The organism is Bacillus sp. FAU20 (assembly GCF_056033865.1).
Window position 1 is genome coordinate 1,001,016 of sequence record NZ_JBVYHY010000003.1, and the last position, 26,155, is coordinate 1,027,170.

At 37.8% G+C, this 26,155-nt stretch carries 24 protein-coding genes and 1 pseudogene; 18 read left to right on the top strand and 7 right to left on the bottom strand.

The window, feature by feature from the left end; all coding sequences use genetic code 11:
- Positions 1-161: 161 nt before the first annotated feature.
- From gabP to entD, 8 genes are all read left to right on the top strand, one after another.
- A complete protein-coding gene (gene gabP, locus AC0OM3_RS05625; RefSeq protein WP_000360113.1) occupies positions 162-1,556 on the top strand; it encodes a GABA permease in 1,395 nt (464 codons plus the stop codon).
- A gap of 134 nt (positions 1,557-1,690) precedes the next feature.
- The gene (locus AC0OM3_RS05630; RefSeq protein ID WP_157407007.1) at positions 1,691-2,029 is read left to right on the top strand and encodes a hypothetical protein; all 339 of its coding nucleotides are present in this window, start codon (positions 1,691-1,693) and stop codon (positions 2,027-2,029) included.
- 318 nt (positions 2,030-2,347) lie between these two features.
- Complete coding sequence (locus AC0OM3_RS05635) at positions 2,348-2,890, top strand: DUF420 domain-containing protein (protein WP_000228316.1); 543 nt, start codon at positions 2,348-2,350, stop codon at positions 2,888-2,890.
- 115 nt (positions 2,891-3,005) lie between these two features.
- On the top strand, positions 3,006-4,169 hold the full coding sequence (locus AC0OM3_RS05640) for an iron-containing alcohol dehydrogenase (RefSeq protein ID WP_001179069.1): 1,164 nt from the start codon (positions 3,006-3,008) through the stop codon (positions 4,167-4,169).
- Between the two features lie 158 nt (positions 4,170-4,327).
- On the top strand, positions 4,328-5,080 hold the full coding sequence (locus AC0OM3_RS05645; protein ID WP_000957273.1) for a DeoR/GlpR family DNA-binding transcription regulator: 753 nt from the start codon (positions 4,328-4,330) through the stop codon (positions 5,078-5,080).
- The gene (gene pfkB / locus AC0OM3_RS05650) at positions 5,077-5,988 is read left to right on the top strand and encodes a 1-phosphofructokinase (protein ID WP_000640861.1); all 912 of its coding nucleotides are present in this window, start codon (positions 5,077-5,079) and stop codon (positions 5,986-5,988) included. Before AC0OM3_RS05645 ends, pfkB begins: the two co-directional genes overlap by 4 nt.
- Positions 5,989-6,001: 13 nt before the next feature.
- Entirely contained in the window at positions 6,002-7,858 is a 1,857-nt protein-coding gene (locus tag AC0OM3_RS05655) for a PTS fructose transporter subunit IIABC (RefSeq protein ID WP_000704594.1), read from the top strand.
- Positions 7,859-8,206: 348 nt separating this feature from the next.
- Positions 8,207-9,139: a cell wall-binding protein EntD gene (entD, locus tag AC0OM3_RS05660; protein WP_000734615.1), complete on the top strand. Its 933-nt coding sequence runs from the start codon at positions 8,207-8,209 to the stop codon at positions 9,137-9,139.
- A gap of 62 nt (positions 9,140-9,201) precedes the next feature.
- Here the strand turns inward: entD and AC0OM3_RS05665 are convergent, their stop codons facing one another.
- Complete coding sequence (locus AC0OM3_RS05665; protein WP_474211172.1) at positions 9,202-9,447, bottom strand: hypothetical protein; 246 nt, start codon at positions 9,445-9,447, stop codon at positions 9,202-9,204.
- Between the two features lie 179 nt (positions 9,448-9,626).
- Between AC0OM3_RS05665 and miaA the strand changes: the two genes are divergently transcribed.
- On the top strand, positions 9,627-10,580 hold the full coding sequence (gene miaA, locus AC0OM3_RS05670) for a tRNA (adenosine(37)-N6)-dimethylallyltransferase MiaA (protein ID WP_000504932.1): 954 nt from the start codon (positions 9,627-9,629) through the stop codon (positions 10,578-10,580).
- Between the two features lie 21 nt (positions 10,581-10,601).
- On the top strand, positions 10,602-10,826 hold the full coding sequence (gene hfq, locus AC0OM3_RS05675) for an RNA chaperone Hfq (protein ID WP_000813896.1): 225 nt from the start codon (positions 10,602-10,604) through the stop codon (positions 10,824-10,826).
- Positions 10,827-10,906: 80 nt separating this feature from the next.
- Here the strand turns inward: hfq and AC0OM3_RS05680 are convergent, their stop codons facing one another.
- Both AC0OM3_RS05680 and AC0OM3_RS05685 read right to left on the bottom strand, forming a co-directional pair.
- The gene (locus AC0OM3_RS05680) at positions 10,907-14,458 is read right to left on the bottom strand and encodes a Gly-Xaa-Xaa repeat protein (RefSeq protein WP_474211173.1); all 3,552 of its coding nucleotides are present in this window, start codon (positions 14,456-14,458) and stop codon (positions 10,907-10,909) included.
- Between the two features lie 113 nt (positions 14,459-14,571).
- Entirely contained in the window at positions 14,572-15,537 is a 966-nt protein-coding gene (locus AC0OM3_RS05685) for a tyrosine-type recombinase/integrase (protein WP_000450324.1), read from the bottom strand.
- A 113-nt stretch (positions 15,538-15,650) separates the two neighbouring features.
- Here AC0OM3_RS05685 and spoVK point away from each other — a divergent pair, with 113 nt between their 5' ends.
- Positions 15,651-16,607 (top strand): stage V sporulation protein K, encoded by a 957-nt coding sequence (spoVK, locus tag AC0OM3_RS05690; RefSeq protein ID WP_000438174.1) that lies wholly within the window; start codon positions 15,651-15,653, stop codon positions 16,605-16,607.
- 31 nt (positions 16,608-16,638) lie between these two features.
- Here spoVK and AC0OM3_RS05695 read toward each other — a convergent pair whose 3' ends face one another.
- Positions 16,639-16,776, bottom strand: a complete 138-nt coding sequence (locus AC0OM3_RS05695; protein ID WP_000181501.1) for a hypothetical protein — start codon at positions 16,774-16,776, stop codon at positions 16,639-16,641.
- Between the two features lie 99 nt (positions 16,777-16,875).
- The gene (locus tag AC0OM3_RS05700) at positions 16,876-17,499 is read right to left on the bottom strand and encodes a trimeric intracellular cation channel family protein (protein ID WP_000312267.1); all 624 of its coding nucleotides are present in this window, start codon (positions 17,497-17,499) and stop codon (positions 16,876-16,878) included.
- A 92-nt stretch (positions 17,500-17,591) separates the two neighbouring features.
- Here AC0OM3_RS05700 and hflX point away from each other — a divergent pair, with 92 nt between their 5' ends.
- The 4 genes from hflX (at position 17,592) to glnA (ending at position 22,088) form a co-directional block, all read left to right on the top strand.
- Entirely contained in the window at positions 17,592-18,866 is a 1,275-nt protein-coding gene (hflX, locus tag AC0OM3_RS05705) for a GTPase HflX (RefSeq protein ID WP_000391394.1), read from the top strand.
- Entirely contained in the window at positions 18,859-20,130 is a 1,272-nt protein-coding gene (locus tag AC0OM3_RS05710; RefSeq protein WP_000460290.1) for a methionine gamma-lyase family protein, read from the top strand. Before hflX ends, AC0OM3_RS05710 begins: the two co-directional genes overlap by 8 nt.
- Positions 20,131-20,315: 185 nt before the next feature.
- Positions 20,316-20,705 (top strand): transcriptional repressor GlnR, encoded by a 390-nt coding sequence (gene glnR / locus AC0OM3_RS05715; protein ID WP_000656783.1) that lies wholly within the window; start codon positions 20,316-20,318, stop codon positions 20,703-20,705.
- A gap of 48 nt (positions 20,706-20,753) precedes the next feature.
- Positions 20,754-22,088 carry a type I glutamate--ammonia ligase gene (gene glnA, locus AC0OM3_RS05720; RefSeq protein WP_000092763.1) on the top strand — a complete coding sequence of 445 codons (1,335 nt, stop codon included), beginning with the start codon at positions 20,754-20,756 and terminating at the stop codon, positions 22,086-22,088.
- Between the two features lie 111 nt (positions 22,089-22,199).
- Here the strand turns inward: glnA and AC0OM3_RS05725 are convergent, their stop codons facing one another.
- Together AC0OM3_RS05725 and AC0OM3_RS05730 are read right to left on the bottom strand one after the other, a co-directional pair.
- The gene (locus AC0OM3_RS05725; protein WP_074593494.1) at positions 22,200-22,829 is read right to left on the bottom strand and encodes a site-specific integrase; all 630 of its coding nucleotides are present in this window, start codon (positions 22,827-22,829) and stop codon (positions 22,200-22,202) included.
- A gap of 104 nt (positions 22,830-22,933) precedes the next feature.
- Positions 22,934-24,090 (bottom strand): annotated as a pseudogene (locus AC0OM3_RS05730) (IS3 family transposase).
- Between the two features lie 366 nt (positions 24,091-24,456).
- On the opposite strand from AC0OM3_RS05730, the gene AC0OM3_RS05735 reads away from it, so the two are divergent.
- Genes AC0OM3_RS05735 through AC0OM3_RS05745 form a run of 3 tightly spaced genes read left to right on the top strand, consistent with a single transcriptional unit; the run spans position 24,457 to position 26,119 of the window.
- Positions 24,457-24,780 carry a PadR family transcriptional regulator gene (locus AC0OM3_RS05735; protein ID WP_001102628.1) on the top strand — a complete coding sequence of 108 codons (324 nt, stop codon included), beginning with the start codon at positions 24,457-24,459 and terminating at the stop codon, positions 24,778-24,780.
- On the top strand, positions 24,773-25,315 hold the full coding sequence (locus AC0OM3_RS05740) for a DUF1700 domain-containing protein (protein WP_000031383.1): 543 nt from the start codon (positions 24,773-24,775) through the stop codon (positions 25,313-25,315). Before AC0OM3_RS05735 ends, AC0OM3_RS05740 begins: the two co-directional genes overlap by 8 nt.
- On the top strand, positions 25,316-26,119 hold the full coding sequence (locus tag AC0OM3_RS05745; RefSeq protein ID WP_000976239.1) for a DUF4097 family beta strand repeat-containing protein: 804 nt from the start codon (positions 25,316-25,318) through the stop codon (positions 26,117-26,119).
- Positions 26,120-26,155: the final 36 nt, after the last annotated feature.

Genomic DNA, 26,155 nt, shown 5'->3' on the forward strand with positions numbered 1-26,155 from the left:
ATAGGAAAGTATTAAAACTAATGTAATAATTTTTGAAGGAGGTTGAATTGTAATTGTTAAATTCAGAATATTTTGATATATTTTAAAGTATAGGACAAAATCTTTCGCACAGTACTCTTACATAAATTTCAAAATTTAGTTTGGAAGGGGATGTACAAGATTTGGATAAAAATCTAAAGAAAGACCTCAAAATACGCCACATTACAATGATCTCAATTGGCGGCGTAATAGGGGCTGGTTTGTTTGTTGGAAGTGGTGCAGTTGTACATTCGGCAGGACCAGGTTCTATCGTTTCATATGCATTAGCAGGACTTCTAGTCATTTTCGTCATGAGAATGCTAGGAGAAATGGCAGCTGTTAATCCGACAAGTGGTTCATTTGCAACGTATGCAAGAGAAGCGATTGGTCCTTGGGCGGGTTATACAATAGGCTGGTTATACTGGTTTTTCTGGGTAATTGTTATTGCAATAGAAGCCACAGCAGGTGCTGGTATTATCCAATATTGGATTCCACAAATACCGCTTTGGTTATTAAGTTTAATATTAACAATTTTATTAACGCTGACGAACGTTTTTTCGGTAAAATCATTTGGAGAGTTTGAATATTGGTTTTCTTTTATTAAAGTAATAAGTATTGTTTTGTTCCTTTGTCTAGGTCTTGCTGTTATTTTAGGATTTGTTCCAGGAACAGAAGCACCCGGCACTTCGAATTTAATTGGACAAGGTGGATTTATGCCAAACGGTATAAGTTCGGTATTGCTTGGAATTACTGTCGTTATATTTTCATTTATGGGATCAGAGATTGTAGCAGTAGCAGCAGGTGAATCTGCAGAACCTGTAAAAGCAGTAAAAACAGCAACAAACAGTGTGATTTGGCGTATTCTTGTATTTTTTATTGGGTCTATAGCGGTAGTTGTTACACTACTGCCATGGAATTCAGCAAACATATTAAAAAGTCCATTTGTAGCTGTACTTGAACATATAGGAATACCAGCGGCAGCGCAAATTATGAATTTTATCGTTTTAACAGCTGTGCTTTCTTGCTTAAATTCAGGATTATATACAAATTCAAGAATGCTTTTTTCAATGGCAGAAAGAGGAGATGCTCCAAAGTCATTTTTAAAATTGAACAGTAGTGGTGTTCCTGTTCGGGCCGTTTTATTCGGAACGTTCTTCGCTTATATTGGAGTTGTGTTTAGTTACATTTCTCCAGATAAAGTCTTTTTGTTTTTAGTGAATGCATCTGGCGGGATTGCGCTACTAGTTTATCTCGTTATTGCAGTTTCGCATTTAAAGATGCGTAAAAAAATGGGGAAAGTAGAACAACAAAATTTGAAAGTGAAAATGTGGCTTTTTCCGTATGTAACGTATGTTACAATTGCTGCTATTATAGCAGTTTTAGTTGCGATGTTCGCAATTGATACTTTACGTTCACAAGCACTTTTAACAATGTTTGTTACAGTTCTTATAATACTTTCTTATTTTATTTTTAATAGAAATAAAAATAGCACAGTTTTGAATCCTAAAAGTAAGAATGAGGAATCTGTTCGATTCTAATTTTCTTATTTTCGAAGAGAGTTACACCCAATCATTGCTATAAAAGAATCATATATAATCATAGAAACAAGTAATTACTATTGTCATAGTGAATATAAACTTTTTTCTTGACTTTTTATACGAAGGCGAGCAAAATGGTAAAAAAGGAAGGGGGGATGATGATGGAAGAGTATGTATTAGAGCTGTATAACCTGTTATATACAACAGAATGGCAAGATATTGTTTCGTTTCTAGGAATCGTATTTTGCATGAAAATTGTAATTGTATATATGGAAGAGCAAGGTATGTTCTATTCCTTCTCATCTCCGTTCGATATGCAGCGCGAGCCGTTGCTAAACTATGCCAATGTGAATTACGAACAATTTCCTTTTGTAGTTTTCTTTATGATTCGATTTATTACAGCAATTGTAAGGAAAAAGGAAAGTGACGATGAAGAGTGCCACTCAACTTGTAATATAGTGAATGTTTTTTAAGCTAAATACAAGGAGGAGATTTATATGTGGTTTCGATTTCTTATGATTGGTTTCTTTTCATTAACAGCAATTTCTTTAATGGGATATCAAGTGTCTGAAATTTTTCAAGCATATAGCGATACATTTTTTAACAAAAACTAATCGCATTGCTATTTGAATAATAAAGCGATAAAATCCTTCTTAAGAAGTTTTATTAAGAAGGATTTTTTTCTTTGTCTTGTCTTGCTGTGTCAAACTATTGTCACATTTACACTGTGAATAGTATGTTAAAATAGTGAGGTTACGTATACATATTTGAAGGAAGAGGGAGTGACCATTTTGGTGGATCAATCAACAAATCAGAAAAGCTATGCTCCTATTGTGATAACGCTTTCTGTAATTGTAAATGCGATTATTTTATTTTTGTTCTTTGGACCTGTTGGCTATGAAGGAGAAGTACATTTTGATGTAACAATTTTACCAATGTTAAATGCGATTTTTAATAGCTTTACGTTCGTATTCTTATTAGCAGCTTTATACTCTATTATTAAAAAGAATGTGAAAATGCACCGTGGTTTTATCCTCGCAGCATTTACAACGACGTTGCTATTTTGTGTTTCTTATTTATCGTATCATTACTTGGCGCCAGCAACACATTTTGGCGGAGAAGGGTTTATTAAATATGTGTACTTCATTATTTTAATTACGCATATTATCCTGGCAGCAATTATTGTACCACTTGCATTGTTTGCACTTGTATTTGGTTTTACAAATCAATTAACACGTCATCGTAAAATTGTACGTTGGACGATGCCAATTTGGTTATATGTAAGTTTATCTGGTGTTATTGTTTACTTAATGATCTCACCTTATTATCAATAAAAGTCTCAGCCTTTAGGCTGGGGCTTTTTTGTTAAGCAAATCTTTTTGTGAAATGAAAAAAATATGGTATACAAAAGTATAGTTGCTTTTCATATAGAAGGGATGGTAAAGAAATATGCAAAATTTTGTATTTCGTAATCCAACGAAACTTATTTTCGGTAAAGATCAATTAGAACAGTTAAAAACTGAAATTCCACAGTTTGGTAAGAAGGTTCTTCTCGTATATGGAGGAGGCAGTATTAAAAGAAACGGTATTTATGATAATGTAATCTCTATTTTAAAGGATATTAATGCAGAAGTATTTGAATTGACGGGTGTTGAACCGAATCCTCGTGTATCAACTGTAAAGAAAGGGATTCAAATTTGTAAAGAGAATGGAGTCGAATTTATTTTAGCAGTTGGTGGAGGAAGTGTAATCGACTGTACGAAAGCGATTGCTGCTGGTAGCAAATATGATGGAGATGTATGGGATATTGTAACGAAAAAAGCATTTGCTAGTGAGGCATTACCATTTGGTACTGTACTTACTCTTGCAGCAACAGGATCTGAAATGAATGCAGGCTCGGTAATTACAAACTGGGAAACGAATGAAAAGTATGGATGGGGAAGCCCAGTTACATTCCCGCAGTTTTCAATTTTAGATCCAGTTCATACTGCATCTGTACCGAGAGATCAAACGATTTATGGTATGGTAGATATTATGTCACATGTATTAGAACAATATTTCCATCATGGAACGAATACAGAACTACAAGACCGTTATTGTGAATCTGTTTTAAGAACAGTCATTGAAACAGCACCTAAGCTTTTAAGTGATTTAGAAAATTATGAGCATAGGGAAACAATTTTATATTGCGGAACGATGGCGTTAAATGGCATTTTAGCGATGGGAGTAAGAGGTGACTGGGCAACTCATAATATTGAACATGCAGTTTCTGCTGTTCATGATATACCGCATGGAGGTGGCCTTGCGATTTTATTCCCGAACTGGATGAAACATGTTGTAGAGGAAAATGTAAGTCGTTTTAAACAGTTCGCTATTCGTGTATTTGATATAGAAACAGATGGCAAAACAGATAAAGAAGTGGCATTAGAAGGAATTGAGGCATTGCGTCAATTTTGGACTTCAATTGAGGCACCAGTAACATTGTCTGATTACGCTATTGGAGAAAGTGAAATTGATATAATGGCTAATAAAGCGATGGCGTATGGTGAATTTGGTAACTTTAAAAAATTAAATAAAGATGATGTTCTAAGTATATATAAAGCTTCTTTATAAGTGAATTTAGAAAAGAAACCTATTTGATTGTTTGATCGAATAGGTTTCTTTTTTGATGTTTATAAACGTTTGTGGATGTTTTTGATTATTTTTGATTGTTTATGGTTGATTTTTGTGACCGTTTTCATTATACTGTAATCAAAGAAGAGGTGAATAAAATGTTAACTCCTGAACGTCATCAAATGATATTACAACTTGTAAAAGAACAGAAAGTTGTAAAATTACAGCAATTAGTTGAAAGAACAGAAAGCTCTGAGTCGACAATTCGCCGTGATTTAGCACAATTGGAAAAGCAAAGGTTATTAAAAAGAGTTCATGGTGGTGCTGCTGTTTTAACAGGAAAAGGGAAAGAACCAACGATGGTTGAAAAATCATCCAAAAACATTCAAATAAAACAACAAATTGCTAATTATGCGGCTAGCGTTGTTGACCAAGGTGATTGTATTTATTTAGATGCAGGAAGTACAACATTTGAAATGATTCCATTTTTAATAAATAAAGATGTTACTGTCGTTACGAATGGACTTATGCATATTGAAGCTTTAGTTGAAAATAATATTCGTGCGTATTTACTAGGCGGAATGATGAAGAGTAGGACGAAAGCTTTAATCGGTGCTATGGCACAGGAAAGTATGCAGAAGTATCGTTTTGATAAATGTTTTTTAGGTGCAAATGGTGTACATGAACAGCTTGGCTTTACAACGCCAGATCCAGAAGAAGCGCTCTTAAAACAAATGGCATTAACATTAGCAAACGAAGGATATTTCTTAATTGATGAAAGTAAGTTTTCAGAAGTTGCATTTGCGAAAATTGCAAATGTTGAAGATGCAAATATTATTACAAACCATTTAGAAATTGATTTAGAAAAATATAAAAGACAAACCAATGTAATTGAGGCTGATAAAAAATGATCTATACAGTTACTTTAAACCCATCTATTGATTATGTAGTGCAAGTTTCTTCTTTTGATTTAGGAACAATAAATCGAGCGGAGAAAGATATGAAGTTTCCTGGAGGAAAAGGCATTAATGTTTCTCGTGTTCTTCAGCGTTTAGGTGTTAAAAATATAGCACTTGGATTTACTGGTGGATTTACTGGTCAATTTATTAAAGAGGTATTACAGACGGAAGGTGTAACAACAAACTTCGTCCAAGTAGATGAAGATACTCGCATTAATGTGAAAATAAAAGGGGAAGAAGAAACAGAATTAAATGGCCAAGGTCCTATTGTAACAAAAGAGCAGTTCGAACAGTTAATGAAAAAAATTGAGAGTATGCAACCTGGAGATTGTGTTGTACTTGCTGGGAGTGTACCAGTTTCTATTCCAAGTACCTTTTACGAATCAATTGCTGCGTTTGGAGCTGAAAAAGGTATTCGTGTAGTAGTAGATGCAAGTGGAAGTGCACTGCAACATGTAATTAAAAATAAGCCATTTTTAATTAAGCCAAACCACCATGAACTTGGTGAGTTGTTTGGAGTGGAGCTTTCAACAGTAGAGGACGTTTTACCTTATGGAAGAAAATTAATTAAACAAGGTGTAAAACACGTTATCGTATCGATGGCTGGAGAGGGAGCTTTATTATTTACGGCAGAAGGTATATATGAAGCGACTGTTCCAAAAGGTGTTGTAATTAATTCAGTTGGGGCCGGAGATTCTCTTGTTGCAGGGTTTGTAGGCAAATATGAACAGACAAAAGATATTGAAAAGGCATTTCAATACGGCGTTGCAACAGGGAGTGCAACAGCATTTTCAGCTGATTTATGTAAGAAGGAAAAAGTAGAAGAATTATTGTCGCAAGTAATTGTAGCTAAGCGATAGGGGGAAGCAACATATGAAAATTACAGAACTATTAAAAAGGGATACAGTCATTATGGATTTGACAGCTTCAAATAAAGAAGCTGTCATAGATGAATTAGTTGAGAAATTAAACGGGGCAAATCGTTTAAATAGTAAAATGGAATTTAAAGAAGCTATTTTAAAGCGGGAGTCCCAAAGTACGACGGGAATAGGGGAAGGTATTGCAATACCTCATGCGAAGACAAAGGCTGTTAAACAACCATCGATTTGTTTTGGTAGAAGTGTAAGCGGTATCAATTATGAGTCGCTTGACGGACAGCCAGCACACTTATTCTTTATGATTGCTGCAAGTGAAGGAGCGAATAATACTCATTTAGAAACGTTGTCTCGTTTATCGACATTATTAATGGATGAAGGGTTTCGCAAGCAACTATTAGAAGCGAAGGATGAAAGTGAGCTTCTTCAACTATTTGATGAAAAAGAGAATGAAAAAGAAGAAGAGATTGAAGTTGCAAAACCAGAAGGAGATGAACCGTACGTACTTGCTGTTACAGCTTGTCCAACTGGAATCGCTCACACATATATGGCAGCGGATAGCTTAAAAGCAAAAGCGACAGAGTTAGGAATAGCGATTAAAGTTGAAACAAATGGATCAACGGGTATTAAAAACGGTTTAACGAAAGAGGATATTGAACGTGCAACAGCTATTATTGTTGCGGCGGATAAACAAGTAGAAATGAATCGTTTTGCTGGTAAACATGTCATTCAAGTGCCAGTTGCTGATGGGATTCGAAAAACGGAAAATCTGCTTAAACGAGCTGTCAAACAAGATGCACCAATCTTTAAAGGTGTAAAAGAGGACGGGAAGTCAGAAAGTATTGAGGGAGAAAAGGGATTAGGAATTTATAAGCATTTAATGAGCGGTGTAAGTAATATGCTTCCATTCGTTGTTGGTGGCGGGATTTTAATAGCGCTAGCGTTTTCGTTTGGTGGTATAAAGGCGGAAGGTCCTTTAGCTGAATTGTTCATGTCAATTGGTGGAGGAAAAACAGGTGCGTTTTTATTCCTTGTACCAATTTTAGCTGGATTTATTGCAAGTTCTATTGCTGATCGTCCTGGTTTTATGCCTGGTGTTGTAGGTGGATTTTTAGCGGCGAATGCGAATGCGGGATTTTTAGGTGGATTAATTGCTGGTTTCTTAGCTGGATATGTTGTTTTAGGGTTGAAAAGATTATTTTCAGGACTACCAGTACAATTAGAAGGAATTAAACCTGTATTGTTATATCCAGTCTTTGGATTATTGATTACAGGAGTTGTAATGCAAAAAGTAGTAATTCCGCCTGTAGTAGCATTAAATGAAATGTTGACAGGGTGGTTAAATGGTTTAAACGGTACGAATGCTATATTACTAGGTCTTATTTTAGGTGGTATGATGGCAATTGATATGGGGGGTCCAATTAATAAAGCGGCATTTACGTTTGGTATTGCTGCAATAGAAGCGCAGAATTTTGGAGTGCACTCAGCAGTTATGGCTGGTGGTATGGTACCGCCACTTACGATTGCATTCGCAACTACATTCTTTAAATCAAAGTTTACAGAAGCGGAACGTAAGTCTGGTTTAACAAATTATATTATGGGAGCATCATTCATTACAGAAGGTGCGATTCCGTTTGCAGCTGCAGATCCGGTTCGAGTAATCGTAAGTTGTGTTGTTGGTTCAAGTATTGCAGGGGCGTTATCTATGTTATTCCAAATTACATTACCGGCACCGCATGGTGGATTATTTGTAATAGCGTTAGTAAATAAACCGTTACTATATATTTTCTCTATATTAATTGGAACAATTGTCTCGGCTATTATGCTAGGTGTTTGGAAAAAGAAAGTTCAATAACAAATGAAAATAGAGCAGTTTTTAGTAGCTGCTCTCTTTTTATTACAAAAAAATAGGTTAACAATTGAATATTGATGTTTTTTAGTAAAAGATGTAATGAATTGTGAATTTTTTGTAACAAAAAAGTAACACTGTAATTTTTTCTGGAAAAAGTTCTTGCGCTCGTATATGAAAAATATATGAACACCATTGGAAATTGTATTAGAAATACATTTTATTAATATGGGAATTTATGTTACAACTCGTTAATCGTATATTACGAATGCTTTGTAATTGTGTGATTTCCGAAAATTCTAAAAATCTGTTGCTATAATAAAAATACGAAAACAAAGCAAATGGAGGCTATTCATGAAAAAATTATTAGGTATAGCAACAGCAGCAGTTTTTGGTCTTGGGATTTTTGCGGGTTCTGCTAAAGCGGAAACAATTGTAACAACAGACGTATTAAATGTTAGAGAAAACCCAAATGTAGAGTCAAAGCTTGTAGGTAAAGTGTTAAGTGGGAATACACTAGATGTTATAAATACAGAAAATGGATGGACAAAAATTAAGTTGAACGGTAAGGAAGCGTTTGTAAGTGCTGAGTTTACAAAGAGCACATATTATGTAACGGCGGGTGTATTAAATGTTCGTGCTGGAGCGAATACTGATTCTGAAATTTTAGGTAAACTTAATAAAGATGATGTGATTGAAACGACGAATCATGTTCAAAATGAATGGTTACAATTCGACTACAATGGAAAAGTCGGATATGTTCACGTGCCATTTTTAACAGGAACGGCACCTGTAATTGAAAAGAAAGAGGTTGTAGCTCAAGAAGAAGCGCCAGCTAGAACAAATACGCCGGTTAAAAATAATACAGTAGTTAAGAATAAAGAGTCTATTAAGAAGGTAGAATCAAGTAAACCTGTGGTAAAAGAAAAACCGGCTGCAAAACCAGTTGCAAAATCTACTGAAACAAGTGCGCCTGCTGGTGGTCGTGAAATTACGGTAGAAGCGACGGCATATACAGCAGATCCGAGTGAGAATGGTTCGTATGGTGGTCGTGTATTAACTGCAATGGGGCATGATTTAACAGCAAATCCAAATATGAAAGTAATTGCTGTTGATCCGAAAGTAATTCCGCTTGGATCAAAAGTATGGGTAGAAGGGTATGGAGAAGCGATTGCTGGAGACACTGGTGGTGCGATTAAAGGAAATCGTATTGATGTATTGGTCGGTTCAGATGGTAGTGCTAATAGCTGGGGGCGCAAATCTGTAAAAGTGAAAGTTATACAATAGGTTATCGATATTAATATAAAAAGCGGTTGCTTGAATTTATGTAAGCAACCGCTTTTTATGGGTTATTGAAAAGGATAAATAGTTTTACCTGTAATAATTTTATATGCACTGCAAAATTGCGTTTGTATATATTCTGTATTTTCATCTTCTGGATGTAATGTTGTTTCATGGAGAGTAGAATGAAAAGCCCGTAGTAAACAATTTAGGGCGAAGTATAACTCCTCTTGTGAACAATTTTGTTCTTTTGTAGAAGTAGCTAAAATGAGGTCTTTTGTCAAAGATGAAAAATTGATGGTGGATTGTTTCATAGTTAACTCATCCTCTCGAAACTATTTTTATCATGTATATGCAGAATTGGACAAACTATGTTCTTTTTATATATAATTTCATGTACCAAAATGAAAGAACTTGCAATCATGCCGTTAAAATTGGTAAGATTGGGTATAATCAATAGATGGAGTATATTACATAAAGAGAGTTGAATGATATGGGAGAAGTGCAACGTGAAAAAGTTGCTGTCATCATTGGACCAACTGCTGTTGGAAAGACAAAGTTAAGTATCGATCTTGCTAAAGCGTTGAACGGTGAAATTATTAGTGGTGATTCCATGCAGATCTATCGAACGATGGATATTGGAACTGCAAAGGTAACAAAAGCAGAGATGGACGGAATTCCACATTATATGGTCGATATAAAAAATCCGGAAGATTCATTTTCTGTCGCGGAATTTCAAGAACGTGTTCGCAAGCATATTCGAGAAATTACAGAACGTGGTAAATTACCAATTATAGTTGGTGGGACCGGTCTTTATATACAATCTGTTTTATTCGATTATCAGTTTACAGATGATGCTGGTGATGTGATATACCGAGAGCAAATGGAAAAGTTAGCTTTAGAACGCGGTGTGGAATATGTACATAAAAAATTGCAAGAAGTAGATCCAGAAAGTGCGGAGCGTATTCATGCAAATAATGCACGACGTGTCATTCGGGCGTTAGAAATTTTCCACACGACGGGTGAAAAAATGAGTGACCAAATTGAGAAACAAGAAAAAGAGTTACTCTATGATGTTTCATTAATTGGCTTGACAATGGATCGAGAAATGCTATACGATCGCATTAACTTACGAGTGGATTTGATGATGGAACAAGGCCTATTAGAGGAAGTAGAAGGACTGTATAATAGAGGGATACGAGATTGTCAATCTATTCAAGCGATTGGATATAAAGAAATCTATGATTATTTTGAGAATCGAGCCTCTTTAGAAGATGCGGTATCACAATTAAAGACGAATTCGCGTCGTTATGCAAAACGTCAATTAACGTGGTTCCGTAATAAAATGGACGTTACGTGGTTTGATGTTACAGACGGTGAAAAAACGTCAGAAATTTTACGATACATAGAAGGAAAGTTACAAGTAAAGTCGAATAATAGTAAGTAGAGAAAAAGAGGAGGATTCGACATGAAGCAATCAATCAATATTCAAGATCAGTTTTTAAATCAACTCCGTAAAGAAAATACGTTTGTTACGCTGTACTTATTAAATGGTTTCCAGCTTCGTGGACTAATTAAAGGATTTGATAATTTTACAGTCCTGCTGGAAACAGAAGGTAAGCAACAGCTTATTTATAAACATGCAATTTCTACATTTGTACCACAAAAAAATGTTTCAATTGAATTAGAATAGTAATGAATTATTGTACATAACAAAAAAGAGCGAGTTTCCTCGCTCTTTTTTTATTTGTCATAAACAATATATAGTGAAATTTAAGCGATTCTAAATACAGTAAGGCGGATGTTAGTGTTTCCTGTTGCAGGGATCGTAATCTCATTAAGAGTAGATTGGACAGAGATTCTTGCATCAGCTGCTAATGTTTCGATTGTAGTAAATGAAAGTGAGTCGCCTATTAAATTTGAAGAGAAATTATCAGTTGCGACTGCCCCATTAATTGAAATGCCTACTCCAAGAGGAGCGCATCCTGGCGCAGTTGTAGAAATAGATACGCTAATTACATAAATACCACCGTTGACAACTGTAACTGTATCTGTGCCATTAAAGATAATATTGTTTACGTTAATTGCAGTATTGAAAATAAAGTTATTAAATTGTAGTACTGTTTGTTGAATATTGTTTGTTACAACAATTGTTGCTACAGGGAAACTAGGTCCAGTAGGCCCAGTAGGTCCGGTAACTCCTATACCAGTCGCGCCCGTTGGCCCTTGAACACCTTGAGGTCCAGTGGCACCGGTAGCACCCGTGTTACCTTGAACACCTTGAGGTCCAGTCGCGCCCGTGTTACCTTGAACACCTTGAGGTCCAGTCGCGCCCGTGTTACCTTGAGCACCTTGAGGTCCAGTCGCGCCCGTGTTACCTTGAACACCTTGAGGTCCAGTAGCGCCAGCAGGTCCTTGAGCACCCTGAGGTCCAGTAGCACCCGTGTTACCTTGAGGTCCCTGAGGTCCAGTAGGTCCCTGAGGCCCACCAGAAGGTCCGGTAGGTCCAGTAACTCCTATACCAGTCGCGCCCGTTGGCCCTTGAATACCCTGAGGTCCAGTGGCACCGGTAGCACCCGTGTTACCTTGAACACCTTGAGGTCCAGTGGCACCGGTAGCACCCGTGTTACCTTGAACACCTTGAGGTCCAGTGGTACCAGTAGCACCCGTGTTACCTTGAACACCTTGAGGTCCAGTCGCGCCCGTGTTACCTTGAGCACCTTGAGGTCCAGTAGCGCCAGTAGCACCCGTGTTACCTTGAACACCTTGAGGTCCAGTAGCACCGGTAGCACCCGTGTTACCTTGAACACCTTGAGGTCCAGTGGCACCGGTAGCACCCGTGTTACCTTGAACACCTTGAGGTCCAGTGGCACCGGTAGCACCTGTGTTACCTTGAGGTCCCTGAGATCCAGTGGCGCCAGTAGCACCAGCAGGTCCTTGAGTACCTTGAGGTCCAGTAGCACCCGTGTTACCTTGAACACCTTGAGGTCCAGTAGCGCCAGTAGCACCCGTGTTACCTTGAGCACCTTGAGGTCCAGTAGCGCCAGTAGCACCAGCAGGTCCTTGAGTACCTTGAGGTCCAGTGGCACCAGTCGCGCCCGTGTTACCTTGAGCACCTTGAGGTCCAGTGGCACCGGTAGCACCCGTGTTACCTTGAACACCTTGAGGTCCAGTGGCACCAGTAGCACCCGTGTTACCTTGAACACCTTGAGGTCCAGTGGCACCGGTAGCACCCGTGTTACCTTGAGCACCTTGAGGTCCAGTAGCGCCAGTAGCACCAGCAGGTCCTTGAGTACCTTGAGGTCCAGTGGCACCAGTAGCACCCGTGTTACCTTGAACACCTTGAGGTCCAGTGGCACCAGTAGCACCTGTGTTACCTTGAGGCCCCTGAGGTCCAGTAGCGCCAGTAGCACCAGTAGCACCGGCAGGTCCTTGAGCACCTTGAGGTCCAGTAGCGCCAGTAGCACCTGTGTTACCTTGAACACCTTGAGGTCCAGTAGCGCCAGTAGCACCCGTGTTACCTTGAACACCTTGAGGTCCAGTGGCACCGGTAGCACCGGCAGGTCCTTGAGCACCTTGAGGTCCAGTAGCGCCAGTAGCACCCGTGTTACCTTGAACACCTTGAGGTCCAGTGGCACCGGTAGCACCCGTGTTACCTTGAACACCTTGAGGTCCAGTAGCGCCAGTAGCACCCGTGTTACCTTGAACACCTTGAGGTCCAGTGGCACCGGTAGCACCCGTGTTACCTTGAACACCTTGAGGTCCAGTAGCGCCAGTAGCACCCGTGTTACCTTGAGCACCTTGAGGTCCAGTGGCACCGGTAGCACCCGTGTTACCTTGAACACCTTGAGGTCCAGTGGCACCGGTAGCACCCGTGTTACCTTGAACACCTTGAGGTCCAGTGGCACCGGTAGCACCAGCAGGTCCTTGAGTACCTTGAGGTCCAGTAGCGCCAGTAGCACCCGTGTTACCTTGAACACCTTGAGGTCCAGTGGCACCAGTAGCACCTGTGTTACCTTGAGGCCCCTGAGGTCCAGTAGCGCCAGTAGCACCGGCAGGTCCTTGAGCACCTTGAGGTCCAGTGGCACCGGTAGCACCCGTGTTACCTTGAACACCTTGAGGTCCAGTGGCACCGGTAGCACCGGCAGGTCCTTGAGCACCTTGAGGTCCAGTAGCGCCAGTAGCACCTGTGTTACCTTGAACACCTTGAGGTCCAGTGGCACCAGTAGCACCTGTGTTACCTTGAGGCCCCTGAGGTCCAGTAGGTCCAGGAGGCCCGCCAGAAGGTCCGGTAGGTCCGGTAACTCCTATACCAGTAGCGCCAGTGGCACCGGTAGCCCCCGTGTTACCTTGAATACCTTGAGGTCCAGTGGCACCAGTAGCCCCCGTGTTACCTTGAGCACCTTGAGGTCCAGTGGCACCCGTGTTACCTTGAATACCTTGAGGCCCAGTGGCACCAGTAGCCCCCGTGTTACCTTGAGCACCTTGAGGTCCAGTGGCACCGGTAGCCCCTGTGTTACCTTGAGGTCCCTGAGATCCAGTGGCGCCAGTAGCCCCCGCGGGTCCTTGAGCGCCCGTATTGCCGGTAGCGCCTGTATTGCCTTGAGGTCCCTGAGATCCAGTGGCGCCAGTAGCCCCAGTAGCCCCCGCAGGTCCTTGAGCGCCCGTATTGCCGGTAGCGCCTGTGTTGCCTTGAGGTCCCTGAGGTCCAGTGGCACCAGTAGCCCCAGTAGCCCCCGCAGGTCCTTGAGCGCCCGTATTGCCGGTAGCGCCTGTGTTGCCTTGGGGTCCCTGAGGTCCCTGAGGTCCAGTGGCACCAGTAGCGCCTGCTGGTCCAGTAGGTCCGGTAGGTCCTTGGATGAACGAAGCAGAATTAACTAGAGCAGTTTGTAATGCTGCTATTAATTTAAGGAGCTCTTGAAGTGTGCAAGGGTCAATTCGGAATAATTTTGTAATGTATAGTAAATAGTTAATGAGATTTTGAAGCTCAATAAATACAGCGCTTGCTACAAAGGTTGGATTTCTTAATATAGTTATTAAGTTTTTAATAATAGCTAACCCTTGTGCTTTCAGGGAGGAAGTAGCGTCTAGTGAACAAATAAATTTACTTAGTAGGTTCAATGTATCGATTAGATCTTCAATATTTTGGGGAGATGGATTGGCGAAAAGTTTTGGGATTATTTTTGTTAAGTCAATAATAATCGCACGAAATGTTCTAAGTTGAGCTTTAGTAATTGGGATTGATGGAGTATTTGGGATTCGTCCGGCGCTACTTGGAAAGCATGGTTTGGAGAATTTGTTTTGATTGTCGTTATAACGAGACATTAAATCTCTCCTTTCTCACGAAAATGTGAACGAAACTCATCATAGTAGATGCAGAAATTAGTTAAATGGTCATAGTAAAATCGTTTGTTTAAAGAAAAAATAGAAAAAACACCTTACAATAAGGCGTTTTTTCTATTTTCTGCGTATTGATAATATCGCTTTAATGAAATTTTTGATTTGAATCCAGCGAGTTTTATAATTTCTGATTCAGGAGTTTCTTTTTTTATTAAGTTTAAAATATAGGTGTTACGAAAATGTTGTCCTGAAATTCCTTTACGTAAATTGGCTCTAGCCACTTCGAGGCGAATCATTTTTTGGATAGCAATTTCCGTTAATGCCTTTGGTGCATCATTTTCATATACCCACCTGTATGTTCCGCGGTTAAAATCGAATGCGACAAATAATGGATCATCACTATGGTATTTAGGGCGAACTGGTTCTGGGATGCTTTTGTAATAATTATATAGTTGTTTTTTGTCTTCTTTTGCTAATGTAATTGTTCTTTCTACACCTGCGGTTGCTGGGATTGACAATGTGTTAGTTTCAAAGTGAACGTGATGCATTGTTAATGCTGTAAGTTCCTGTAAGGATAAACCGTAGTCGATCAATAGATTTAAAATAGCGATATTGCGAGCCATTAATAAAGGGCGCACAGGAAGTTGTTTTTCTGAAAGTCCTTCTAATGAAGTGACTATATACTTTAATCTTTTTTCTTCATCAGGTGAAATGAAATCTTCGTTACGAAGTGTACGGTCTGGTTGAATGGATATTTCCATATTCTTCAATGGATTAGGGATGTTTAGAAAATGATGCATTCTATTTAGTACAATAAATACACGATGCATCGTTTTTTCTGAGTAATGTCGATTCGTTTTTAAATCGGAAAAGTAATCTTCGTAGTCTTTTGTACAAAGTGTAGCCCATATATTACTGGAAGGGAGCTTTTTGTTTTTTTCTAACCAATGTCCGAAGTCTTCAACGTCATAAACATAACGTTTAATAGTTGAGGGTTTTCGGCCTTTATTCAATAAAAAAATAGAAAAGGCTTGTATTGTATCATGGAATTCCGTTGTCTCCATAGTCCCACCACCTTAATTATTTCTTATATTATAGCAAACTTTTCTGAAAATAGGCATTTACAAGGGGGACAGGAATAATAATATTTGGTGAGTGGATAAAATGAGGTGATTGTATGGAACAATCGATGCGAAAGAAAAACAACAATCAAATTAATATTGTGTTAAACCATCGAAAGAAAATTTCTTTGCCAGCCGCAGAAAATAAAACGGTAATTTCAAATGAAACTGCAATTAAACATGAAATGCTGCAGAGAATTGAAGAAGAGATGGGGAAGCTTGTTGGGATGGATGATATAAAAAAGATAATAAAAGAAATATATGCTTGGATTTATGTGAATAAAAAAAGACAAGAGAAGGGATTGAAGTCTGAGAAGCAAGTACTTCATATGCTGTTTAAAGGGAATCCGGGTACAGGGAAGACAACTGTTGCTAGAATGATAGGAAAATTGCTGTTTGAGATGAATATTCTATCAAAAGGGCACTTGGTTGAAGCTGAACGTGCTGATCTTGTAGGAGAGTACATCGGCCATACAGCTCAAAAAACAAGAGATTTAATAAAAAAAGCAATGGGAGGTATTTTGTTTATTGATGAGGCGTATTCTTTAGCTCGAGGAGGAGAGAAGGATTTTGGAAAAGAAGCAATTGATACGCTTGTAAAACATATGGAAGATAAACAACATGGTTTTGTATTGATTTTAGCTGGATATTCAAGAGAAATGAATCACTTTCTTTCATTAAATCCAGGGCTGCAATCTCGTTTTCCATTTATTATTGAATTTGCGGATTACTCGGTAAATCAGCTATTGGAAATTGGGAAGAGAATGTATGAAGATCGTGAATATCAGTTATCAAAAGAAGCTGAATGGAAATTTAGGGATCATTTACATGCGGTGAAGTATTCGTCGCAAATTACATCGTTTAGTAATGGGCGGTATGTACGGAATATTGTTGAAAAATCAATTCGTACACAGGCGATGCGGTTGTTGCAAGAAGATGCATATGATAAAAATGATTTAATTGGAATATCGAGTATGGATTTGATGCTCGAAGAGGAGACGCACAGTACATAAACTGTGCGTCGATTTTTGTGTATAAGTTCGTTTACTCTTTTTTGGCTTTTTCTTGGTGTGTTTTATGGAAGTGTTCCATTTTAGCGCTCTTTTCGTGTGCTGAATTAGGATCGTGTCCAAATTGATTTACTGAGCTTTTTTGAGCTCCTTTATTAACGTGGTTTGTCATTTGTATTCACCTCACTTTAAAAATTAGTATAAACATTATATAAAGAAAAAATCGTTAGAAAAGAAAAACCTCTTTACGATATGTAAAGAGGTTAGAGTGCTATTTATGCATTGAACGTTCTTTCGTTTCGATACGTCTGTGCGGTAAATGCCATTTGTAATGAATAGAAACCATGCGGAAGCAAACAATTAAAATGAATAGAATGTAAAGAGCCCAATCGCTAACAATAATTTGAGCTCCAATTAAGAAACCTGCTAAAATTGTCCAAAAGGCATATACTTCAGCTCGAAGAACGAGAGGTTTTCTGCGGGCTAAAAGATCGCGAATGATACCGCCGCCGATACCAGTTAAAACAGCTGCTACAATTGTGGCGCTAATTGGTAAATTTAATTTTTGGGCATATAATGCTCCTTGTACAGCAAATGCCGATAAGCCAATAGCGTCAGTGATATTTTCCCACTTTTTCCAATGTCTAATTAACTTATTTGGAAAAAGAAAAATAATAGTCATTGATAAAAGTGCGATTTGGAATAACATGTCTTGTTGCCAAAACGCGACAATCGGATAACCGATTAATAAATTACGAAGGGCACCTCCCCCAAATGCGGTTGCCATTCCTAAAATATACACCCCGAAAATATCATAATCCTCTTCCATTGCAACAATGGCTCCGCTTAGTGCGAAAGCGATTGTGCCTATGATGCTAAAAATCTCCCATGCCATGAATTTTCTCCCCCGCTAACTAGATGAAATGTGCTTCCTCTGCTATTATATTAGAAGGTTTAAATTTCGAAAAGGATGAGTGAACATATTTGATGGAAGAAAAAGAAAAAGTCATATTAGTAGGCTGTCAATTGCCACAAGATGATGATGAAAAATTTATGCATTCCATGAAAGAGCTTGCATCACTAGCGAAGACTGCACGAGCAGAATTGTTAGTGTCAACAACGCAAAAACGACCAAAGTTTCATCCGGCAACTTACATAGGTAAAGGGAAATTAGAAGAGCTTACAATGTTAACTGAAGAGTTAGAGCCGGATGTTATTGTATTTAATAATGAATTAACGCCGAGTCAAATTCGGAATTTATCCTCAGTATTAGATGCGAGAGTAATTGATCGAACGCAACTAATACTGGATATTTTTGCGCAACGTGCGAAGTCGAGGGAAGGTAAGCTTCAAGTAGAATTAGCTCAGTTGCAATATACAATGCCGCGTCTTATGGGGCAAGGATTGTCCTTATCACGTCTTGGTGGTGGTATTGGAACAAGAGGACCGGGTGAGACGAAATTAGAGACGGATCGTCGTCATATTCGATCGCGTATTGATGAAATAAAGAAACAACTTGCAGTTGTTGTGGAACATCGAAAAAGATATCGTGAGAGAAGAAAAGATAATAAAGTATTTCAAGTGTCATTAATAGGGTATACAAATGCAGGGAAATCGACACTGTTTAATAGATTAACGGAAGCTGATACGTTTGAAGAAAACCTTCTGTTTGCAACATTAGACCCAACGACAAGGAAGATGCCGTTACCTTCTGGTTATACAGTATTACTAACTGATACTGTTGGTTTTATACAAGATTTACCCACTTCATTAATCGCTGCATTTCGTTCAACACTGGAAGAAGCGGGGGAAGCAGATGTCATTTTACATGTAGTTGATTCCGCGGATCCTAACTACATAGGGCATGAAAAAACAGTAAAAAGATTATTATCAGAACTTGAAATTAACCATATTCCTGTTATTACGTTATATAATAAAAAAGATGAATTACATCAAAACTTTATTCCGTTTCCGAAAAGTGATTTCTTAATGACTAGTGCTTTTGAAGAAAGTGATTTATTGCGTATAAAAGAAGCGATAGAAACGAAGATGAAGAAAGAAATGGATCGTTATCGAGTGGAAATCCCTCCGAGTGAAGGTAAGTTGTTAACGCTTTTAAAGACGGAAACTCTATTAGCAAAGATGGAGTTTCTAGAAGATAAATTTGTATATGATTGTGCAGGGTATATTTTTGCTCATTCATCACTTAATGTGCAATTAAAGAGATTTTTAGTGGAAGAAGGAGACAATAAAAATGTTTGATCGTTTGAAAAATGGAGAAAAAATTGCTCCAATCGTAAAAGAAGTAGAGAGTCAGATTACAGAAGTACATAAACGTGCGGATGAAGTAATTGAAAGCAATCAGTTTCGTGTATTAGAAAGTTTTCGTAAACATAAAATTAGTGACTCGCATTTTATCCCGACAACAGGTTATGGTTATGATGATATTGGCCGTGATACGTTAGAAAAAGTATATGCTGATGTATTTGGGGCGGAAGCTGGACTTGTTCGTCCGCAAATTATTTCAGGTACTCACGCTATCTCTACAGCGTTATTTGGTATTTTACGCCCCGGAGATGAGTTATTGTATATCACTGGGAAACCGTATGATACGTTAGAAGAAATTGTTGGTGTACGTGGGAAAGGTGTAGGTTCATTTAAAGAATATAATATCGGTTACAATGCAGTTCCGCTAACTGAAGCTGGGCTTGTTGATTTTGAGGCTGTTGCAGCAGCGATTCATAATAATACGAAAATGATCGGTATTCAGCGCTCGAAAGGTTATGCTACTCGTCCGTCGTTTACTATTTCTCAAATTAAAGAGATGATCGCGTTTGTTAAAGAAATTAAACCTGATGTTGTTGTGTTTGTAGATAACTGTTATGGCGAGTTTATTGAAGAGCAAGAGCCATGTCATGTTGGTGCAGATTTAATGGCGGGTTCGCTTATTAAAAACCCGGGCGGCGGAATTGTTAAAACTGGTGGTTATATTGTCGGGAAAGAACAGTATGTTGAAGCGTGTGCATATCGTTTAACATCTCCGGGAATTGGCGCTGAAGCTGGAGCGTCTTTATACAGTCTGCAAGAAATGTATCAAGGGTTCTTCTTAGCGCCACATGTTGCAGGACAAGCGCTGAAAGGTGCAATTTTTACAGCTGCGTTTTTAGAAAAGTTAGGAATGAACACGTCACCAGCGTGGAATGCACCAAGAACAGACTTAATTCAATCTGTTCAATTTGATGATAAAGACCGTATGATTGCCTTCTGCCAAGCGATTCAATATGCATCTCCAATTAATTCGCATTTTACTCCGTATGCAAACTATATGCCAGGTTATGAAGATGATGTAATTATGGCTGCGGGAACATTTATTCAAGGTGCAAGTATTGAATTGTCTGCTGATGGTCCAATTAGACCGCCATATGTTGCGTATGTGCAAGGTGGCTTAACGTATTCGCATGTTAAAATTGCGATTTGTTCTGCGATTGACGAATTGATTGAAAAGAATTTATTAACAATTTCTTAAAGGGAAGCTGTCGATTTCGGCAGCTTTTTTCGTATAAAAGTAATGATTTATGCGATTAGAAAAAAGAGTGAAAAAATTCATGAAAAAATTTATAAAAAATCATGTAAGAAAAGCTAACATCTATTGACACTAAACATAACATAGTATAAAATGAGAAGCAGTTAAGGCGAAGGAGGAACTGAAAAATGAAAGAAGATAGACGTTCTGCCCCGCTGTTTCCTATTGGTATTGTTATGGATTTAACACAATTGTCTGCACGTCAAATTCGCTACTATGAAGAGCATAATCTTGTTTCTCCAACCCGTACAAAGGGGAATCGTAGATTATTTTCATTTAACGATGTGGATAAGTTGTTAGAAATTAAAGATTTGTTAGATCAAGGCTTGAATATGGCTGGTATTAAACAAGTGTTACTAATGAAAGAAAATCAAACAGAAGCAGTGAAAGTAAAAGAAGAAACGAAAGAAATTTCAAAAACTGAGCTTCGCAAAATACTTCGAGACGAACTACAACATACAGGTAGATTCAATCGAACTTCATTGCGACAAGGTGACATTTCAAGATTTTTTCACTAAAGATAACTGATTCTGAAGGCGATTAGAGGGACTAAGGAGGAATTTATAATGTCTAGATACACAAAAGAAGATATTTTCCGTTTGGCGAAAGAAGAGAATGTAAAGTATATCCGTTTACAATTTACGGACCTTTTAGGGGTAATTAAAAACGTAGAGATTCCAGTGAGACAATTAACGAAAGCTCTTGATAACAAAATGATGTTTGATGGATCTTCGATTGAAGGTTTCGTACGTATTGAAGAATCTGATATGTATTTATATCCTGATTTAGACACTTGGGTAATTTTCCCTTGGACAGCTGAAAAAGGTAAAGTAGCTCGACTAATCTGTGATATTTACAATGCAGATGGCACTCCATTTGATGGAGACCCACGTAACAACTTAAAACGTGTGTTAAAAGAAATGGAAGCTTTAGGATTTTCAGACTTCAATCTTGGACCAGAGCCAGAATTCTTCCTATTTAAGGTTGATGAAAAAGGAAATCCAACATTAGAACTAAACGATAACGGTGGATACTTCGACCTTGCGCCGATGGATCTAGGGGAAAACTGTCGTCGTGATATCGTTCTTGAACTTGAAGAAATGGGATTTGAAATTGAAGCATCTCACCATGAGGTTGCTCCAGGGCAGCACGAAATTGACTTTAAATATGCAAATGCAATTCGCTCATGTGATGACATTCAAACATTCAAACTTGTTGTAAAAACAATTGCTCGTAAACATGGTCTACATGCAACGTTTATGCCAAAACCACTATACGGTGTGAACGGTTCAGGTATGCACTGTAACTTATCATTATTTAAAAATGGTGAGAACGTATTCTTTGATGCAAACGGTGACTTACAATTAAGTGATGATGCTCGTCACTTCATCGCAGGTATTTTAAAACATGCACCAGCATTTACGGCGATAGCAAACCCAACTGTAAACTCATACAAACGTCTAGTACCTGGATATGAAGCGCCTTGTTACGTAGCATGGTCTGCACAAAACCGTAGCCCGTTAGTGCGTATCCCTGCATCTCGTGGTATTAGTACACGCGTAGAAGTACGTAGTGTTGACCCAGCTGCAAACCCATATTTAGTAATGGCTACATTATTAGCTGCAGGTCTTGATGGAATTAAAAACAAATTAACTCCACCAGCAGCAGTAGATCGTAACATCTATGTAATGACAAAAGAAGAGCGCGAAGAAGCAGGTATTGTTGACTTACCAGCAACATTAGCGCAAGCATTAGTTACATTACAATCTAATGAAGTAGTATGCGGTGCACTAGGAGAACACTTACTTGAGCACTTCATCGAAGCGAAAGAGATTGAGTGGGATATCTTTAGAACGCAAGTTCACCAATGGGAACGCGATCAATATATGTCTCTATACTAAGAGGATTAAACCCTTGATACAACTGGTATTAAGGGTTTTTGATTTACCTCTCATCACAACGTTATGTGGTTGCAAAATGAAAAACAGCCACAAAAAACACCAAAAAAAATTCTACTCTAAAACATTACTCATATACTTTTCAAATTCAGAAATAGAGTCTTTATTGATTTTATCACTAATATGTGAATAGACATTGGAAGTCATTTCGATACTTTTATGACCTAATCGTTCTTGTATATATTTTAAGTTAGCGCCTGATTCTAATAACAAAACAGCATGCGTATGTCTTAGAGAATGGATATCAAGACTAGATATGTTAACCTTTTTCAAAATTCTTGAAAAGGCATTAAATAAAGTTGATTTTGGTAAGAAATTACCGTCTGTTCGGGTGAAAACTAAATCTAAATCATGTTTATAACTTTCTTGTAATACTAATTTATTTTCATTTTGCCATTTCTTATGGTTTAACAAATCTTTAGCGAGTGGAGCTGGAATCATAATTGTTCGTCTGGATGAAAATGTTTTTGTATCACCGAATAGTTCTTCAGCATCTTTAGTTGTAAAATCTAATGTCTTTGTAATATTTATCGTTTGTTCTTTAAAATCAATATCACTCCATTGAAGTGCGGCAGCTTCACCTTTTCGTATTCCAGTATTGATAAGTGTCTTAAAAAAGATATAATAGATATAATTATATTGATAAGATGCTTTTAAGAATCGTGGAATGTCTTCTGTACGCATATACTTGAGACCTTCCTCTTTTTTTTTGATTTTTATTTGAGATTACAACATCATCACAAGGATTTGTGAAGTGAACCCCGAAAACGGGACACCAATCAAAACACCTAAACCACTTGTTCCCTAAATTCTTTAGGGGATAGGTGGTTTAATTTTTCTTGAATTCGCACACAATTGTAGTAATGAATGTATTCTAGCACAATCTTTCGCACAGTTGTGTTGGATACTTTTGTTATCTCTTGTGAATAGAAGGCTTCACTTTTTAAATGACCAAAGAAGCTTTCCATGACGGCATTATCATGGCAATTTCCTCTCCGGGACATGCTGGTGATAATGCCATTTTCTTTGGCATATGCTTGAAATTCCTTCGCTGTATAAATACTTCCTTGATCTGAGTGAAGAAGGACATCTTTTACTTTTCGCCCCCTCATTGCTTGTTTTAATGTCTTCATTGCTAATGGCAGTGCTTGGGACTCGCTGATGACATAACTAATAATTTCACGATTAAAGGCATCCATAATCGTTGATAAATACAAGGCACGCTCTCCAAATAATAGATACGTCACATCCGTAAACCACTTTTCATTTGGTGCGGATGCATCGAATTGGCGTTCCAATCGATGAGGGGCTACTACTGACTTCGCACCACTGATATATTTCTTTTTCTTTTGACGAACTTTTGAGAGAATCTGATTTTGTCTCATGATTCGTAATACTTTTTTATGATTCACACACAGCTCCATTTTCCGAAGAGTTGCGGTCACTCTTCGATATCCATATCGTAATTTATGCCGAAGACAAACATCCTTTATTTTCTCTTCTATCTCATCTCTTAGGTCCACTGTTCGTTGTAACCAACGATAAAATGTAGACCGGGGTAATTCTAATACATTACACAATTCTTTTACCGTTAGTTTTGTTCTTAAATGGTTCCATAAAGTAACTACAGTTTCCGGGTTCAACTCCTTTCGATTTCCAGATACTTTCCCCATATCAGTAATTTTGTTTTTAACTGTTTATTTTCTAACCGTAGCTGTTCCAATTCATTTAACTCTTTTGGCCCTTTTCCATAAGAATATTATTTTCCTACAGGTTGTTGAAAACGGTACGTTTGACCGGTACGATACCACTTCATCCACGTCTTAATTTGGGAAACATTTTTAATTCCAAGCTTCTCCATAATTGTCCGATTGGAATATCCATCCTTTTTCATTTCAATCACTTTCCACTTTACTTCTTCTGGGTAATGAACTCTTGTCTTCAAACCAAAAACACCTCCAATGAATTTGCATACTTAGTATGCGAATTCAGAAGGTGTTTTTTTCATGTACCACTACTCGGGTTCACTTCAAAGTATTAGGGTTTTTTCTCATTAGCTATAGTGAATAAGGTGTGGTGGATTCTTCAAGAGGAAAGAGTGAATGAAGTTTAATATTAATGTAAATGAAATGAAACCTTGAATGCTGCTCAGTTATAACGCAGTCTTATTCAGAATTTCGTTAGTTCATTTTCTAAATTTAGGGAATAAATATAGTTTAGTACCTTGCAATAAATAATACTAAGTGGTATATTATGGATAAAACGGGTACCGTGTATTGAACAGTACTGAGATAGGGAAGGAGGATGGCGCTTGAACGTTCAGTTTAAAAAAGGTGTGCTTGAACTTTGTGTATTAGCACTTGTAAAACGTAAAGATAGTTACGGTTATGAACTTGTTCAGCAAATTTCTAATAAATTTTTAATATCGGAAGGGTCAGTATACCCTTTATTACGTCGTTTGACGAAAGAAGGGTATTTTCAAACGTATTTAAAGGAATCTACGGAAGGGCCACCTCGTAAATATTATCAATTAACAGAGCAAGGGGAGACGCAATTTCATTTGTTAGTAACAGAATGGCGTGATTTTGCGAAAGGGGTACAAGAAATTATTGAAGGGGTGGAATGGGATGAGTAAAGAAGGGTTTCTTAAAGAATTATCAAGTTATCTTAGAAAGTTACCAGAGGAAGAGAGGCAAGATATTTTATTGGATTATGAAGAGCACTTTCAGTTTGGACTAGAAGAAGGGAAAACTGAATCGGAAATAATACAGGGCCTTGGTTCTCCGAAAGTAATCGCGAAAGAATTACTTGCGATGTATCGCTTTGATGAAATGAAAAAAAATCCATCGACTTCAAATGTGACAAGAGCTGTTATGGCAGCGATTGGACTTAGTTTGTTTAATTTTATTATTGTGTTAGGCCCGTTAGTCGCAATTATTGCTTTTATATTTTCTTTTTGGATCGGTGGTATTGCTAGTGTAGTAACACCATTTTTCGTTATTGGAAAAGTATTTATGGGTACTTTTATATGGTTGGATCTTTTCGTTAGTATAACGTTTGTTGGAGTAGGTTTATTGTTATGTATTATCGCTTTTTATAGTACAAAGTGGTTTAAGAGATTGTGTGTACGATATGTAATATGGAACTTCAAAATGATAAAAGGAGAGTAAATGATGAAAAAACTATTTTTAATCGCTATCGCTTGTATCATTATTGGAGTAATAGGAATTTCCCAAACATATGAAAAAGCAGTACAGACTGCTGAAAAAGGCGATAAAGAAAATGTAATTAAAAACGAAACATTAAAAAATATAGAAGTTAAGTTAGATGCCGGGGATATTATTGTCCAAAAATCTCCTGACTCTTCTTTTTATGTAAAGCAATCGGGAGATGTACGTAAACAAGAGATTCGTATCGCAGAAGATGGTGACACATTAAAAGTTATTGGGGAAAGAGAAAAAGGTGCTTCATTTGATTTTTCTTTTTACGATTTTAGGTTTCAAACGTCTAAATTGACTCTCCTTGTGCCCGAACGCTCTTACCAAGATGTAAAAGTAAATTCATCTGCTGGACAAATCGAAATGAGTGATGTGAAAAGTGATAGCGTAAGTGTTAGAACACTTGCTGGAGAAGTAGAGTTGAAACAAGTAACGGCTAAGAATGTGGAGGGATCGACAAAAGCTGGTGAGGTGAACTTTAAGAAGGTATTAGGGAAAGTGACCGCAAAAACAACAAGTGGGGAAATAAATATTCAAGATCATGATTCTAAGTATAATCTAGAAGCAAGTTCAACTGCGGGAGATATAGATATTACTTTATCGGAAAAACCACAAGATGCGGTAATTACTGGGCAAAGTGCTGCGGGAGATGTAACAATTTTTAATGAAGAAAATAAAAATGTAACAATTGGAAATGGTAGTAAAAAGATTAGCGGTAAAACGGCTGCTGGAGATGTGACGATTGAAACTCGTTAATAAGAAATAGAATGCATGGAAATCTATCAAAATACA

What these genes read in the sequence shown, in the direction of transcription:
- AC0OM3_RS05665 (WP_474211172.1), bottom strand. Translation starts at nt 9,447, where the DNA reads ATGAAACAATCCACCATCAATTTTTCATCTTTGACAAAAGACCTCATT.
- AC0OM3_RS05680 (WP_474211173.1), bottom strand. Translation starts at nt 14,458, where the DNA reads ATGTCTCGTTATAACGACAATCAAAACAAATTCTCCAAACCATGCTTT.
- glnA (WP_000092763.1), top strand. Translation starts at nt 20,754, where the DNA reads ATGTCTAGATACACAAAAGAAGATATTTTCCGTTTGGCGAAAGAAGAG.
- AC0OM3_RS05655 (WP_000704594.1), top strand. Translation starts at nt 6,002, where the DNA reads ATGAAAATTACAGAACTATTAAAAAGGGATACAGTCATTATGGATTTG.
- AC0OM3_RS05740 (WP_000031383.1), top strand. Translation starts at nt 24,773, where the DNA reads ATGAGTAAAGAAGGGTTTCTTAAAGAATTATCAAGTTATCTTAGAAAG.
- miaA (WP_000504932.1), top strand. Translation starts at nt 9,627, where the DNA reads ATGGGAGAAGTGCAACGTGAAAAAGTTGCTGTCATCATTGGACCAACT.
- entD (WP_000734615.1), top strand. Translation starts at nt 8,207, where the DNA reads ATGAAAAAATTATTAGGTATAGCAACAGCAGCAGTTTTTGGTCTTGGG.
- AC0OM3_RS05710 (WP_000460290.1), top strand. Translation starts at nt 18,859, where the DNA reads ATGTTTGATCGTTTGAAAAATGGAGAAAAAATTGCTCCAATCGTAAAA.
- AC0OM3_RS05695 (WP_000181501.1), bottom strand. Translation starts at nt 16,776, where the DNA reads ATGACAAACCACGTTAATAAAGGAGCTCAAAAAAGCTCAGTAAATCAA.
- hfq (WP_000813896.1), top strand. Translation starts at nt 10,602, where the DNA reads ATGAAGCAATCAATCAATATTCAAGATCAGTTTTTAAATCAACTCCGT.
- glnR (WP_000656783.1), top strand. Translation starts at nt 20,316, where the DNA reads ATGAAAGAAGATAGACGTTCTGCCCCGCTGTTTCCTATTGGTATTGTT.
- pfkB (WP_000640861.1), top strand. Translation starts at nt 5,077, where the DNA reads ATGATCTATACAGTTACTTTAAACCCATCTATTGATTATGTAGTGCAA.
- AC0OM3_RS05725 (WP_074593494.1), bottom strand. Translation starts at nt 22,829, where the DNA reads ATGCGTACAGAAGACATTCCACGATTCTTAAAAGCATCTTATCAATAT.
- AC0OM3_RS05645 (WP_000957273.1), top strand. Translation starts at nt 4,328, where the DNA reads ATGTTAACTCCTGAACGTCATCAAATGATATTACAACTTGTAAAAGAA.
- AC0OM3_RS05685 (WP_000450324.1), bottom strand. Translation starts at nt 15,537, where the DNA reads ATGGAGACAACGGAATTCCATGATACAATACAAGCCTTTTCTATTTTT.
- hflX (WP_000391394.1), top strand. Translation starts at nt 17,592, where the DNA reads ATGGAAGAAAAAGAAAAAGTCATATTAGTAGGCTGTCAATTGCCACAA.
- AC0OM3_RS05640 (WP_001179069.1), top strand. Translation starts at nt 3,006, where the DNA reads ATGCAAAATTTTGTATTTCGTAATCCAACGAAACTTATTTTCGGTAAA.
- AC0OM3_RS05700 (WP_000312267.1), bottom strand. Translation starts at nt 17,499, where the DNA reads ATGGCATGGGAGATTTTTAGCATCATAGGCACAATCGCTTTCGCACTA.
- AC0OM3_RS05745 (WP_000976239.1), top strand. Translation starts at nt 25,316, where the DNA reads ATGATGAAAAAACTATTTTTAATCGCTATCGCTTGTATCATTATTGGA.
- AC0OM3_RS05630 (WP_157407007.1), top strand. Translation starts at nt 1,691, where the DNA reads ATGGTAAAAAAGGAAGGGGGGATGATGATGGAAGAGTATGTATTAGAG.
- spoVK (WP_000438174.1), top strand. Translation starts at nt 15,651, where the DNA reads ATGGAACAATCGATGCGAAAGAAAAACAACAATCAAATTAATATTGTG.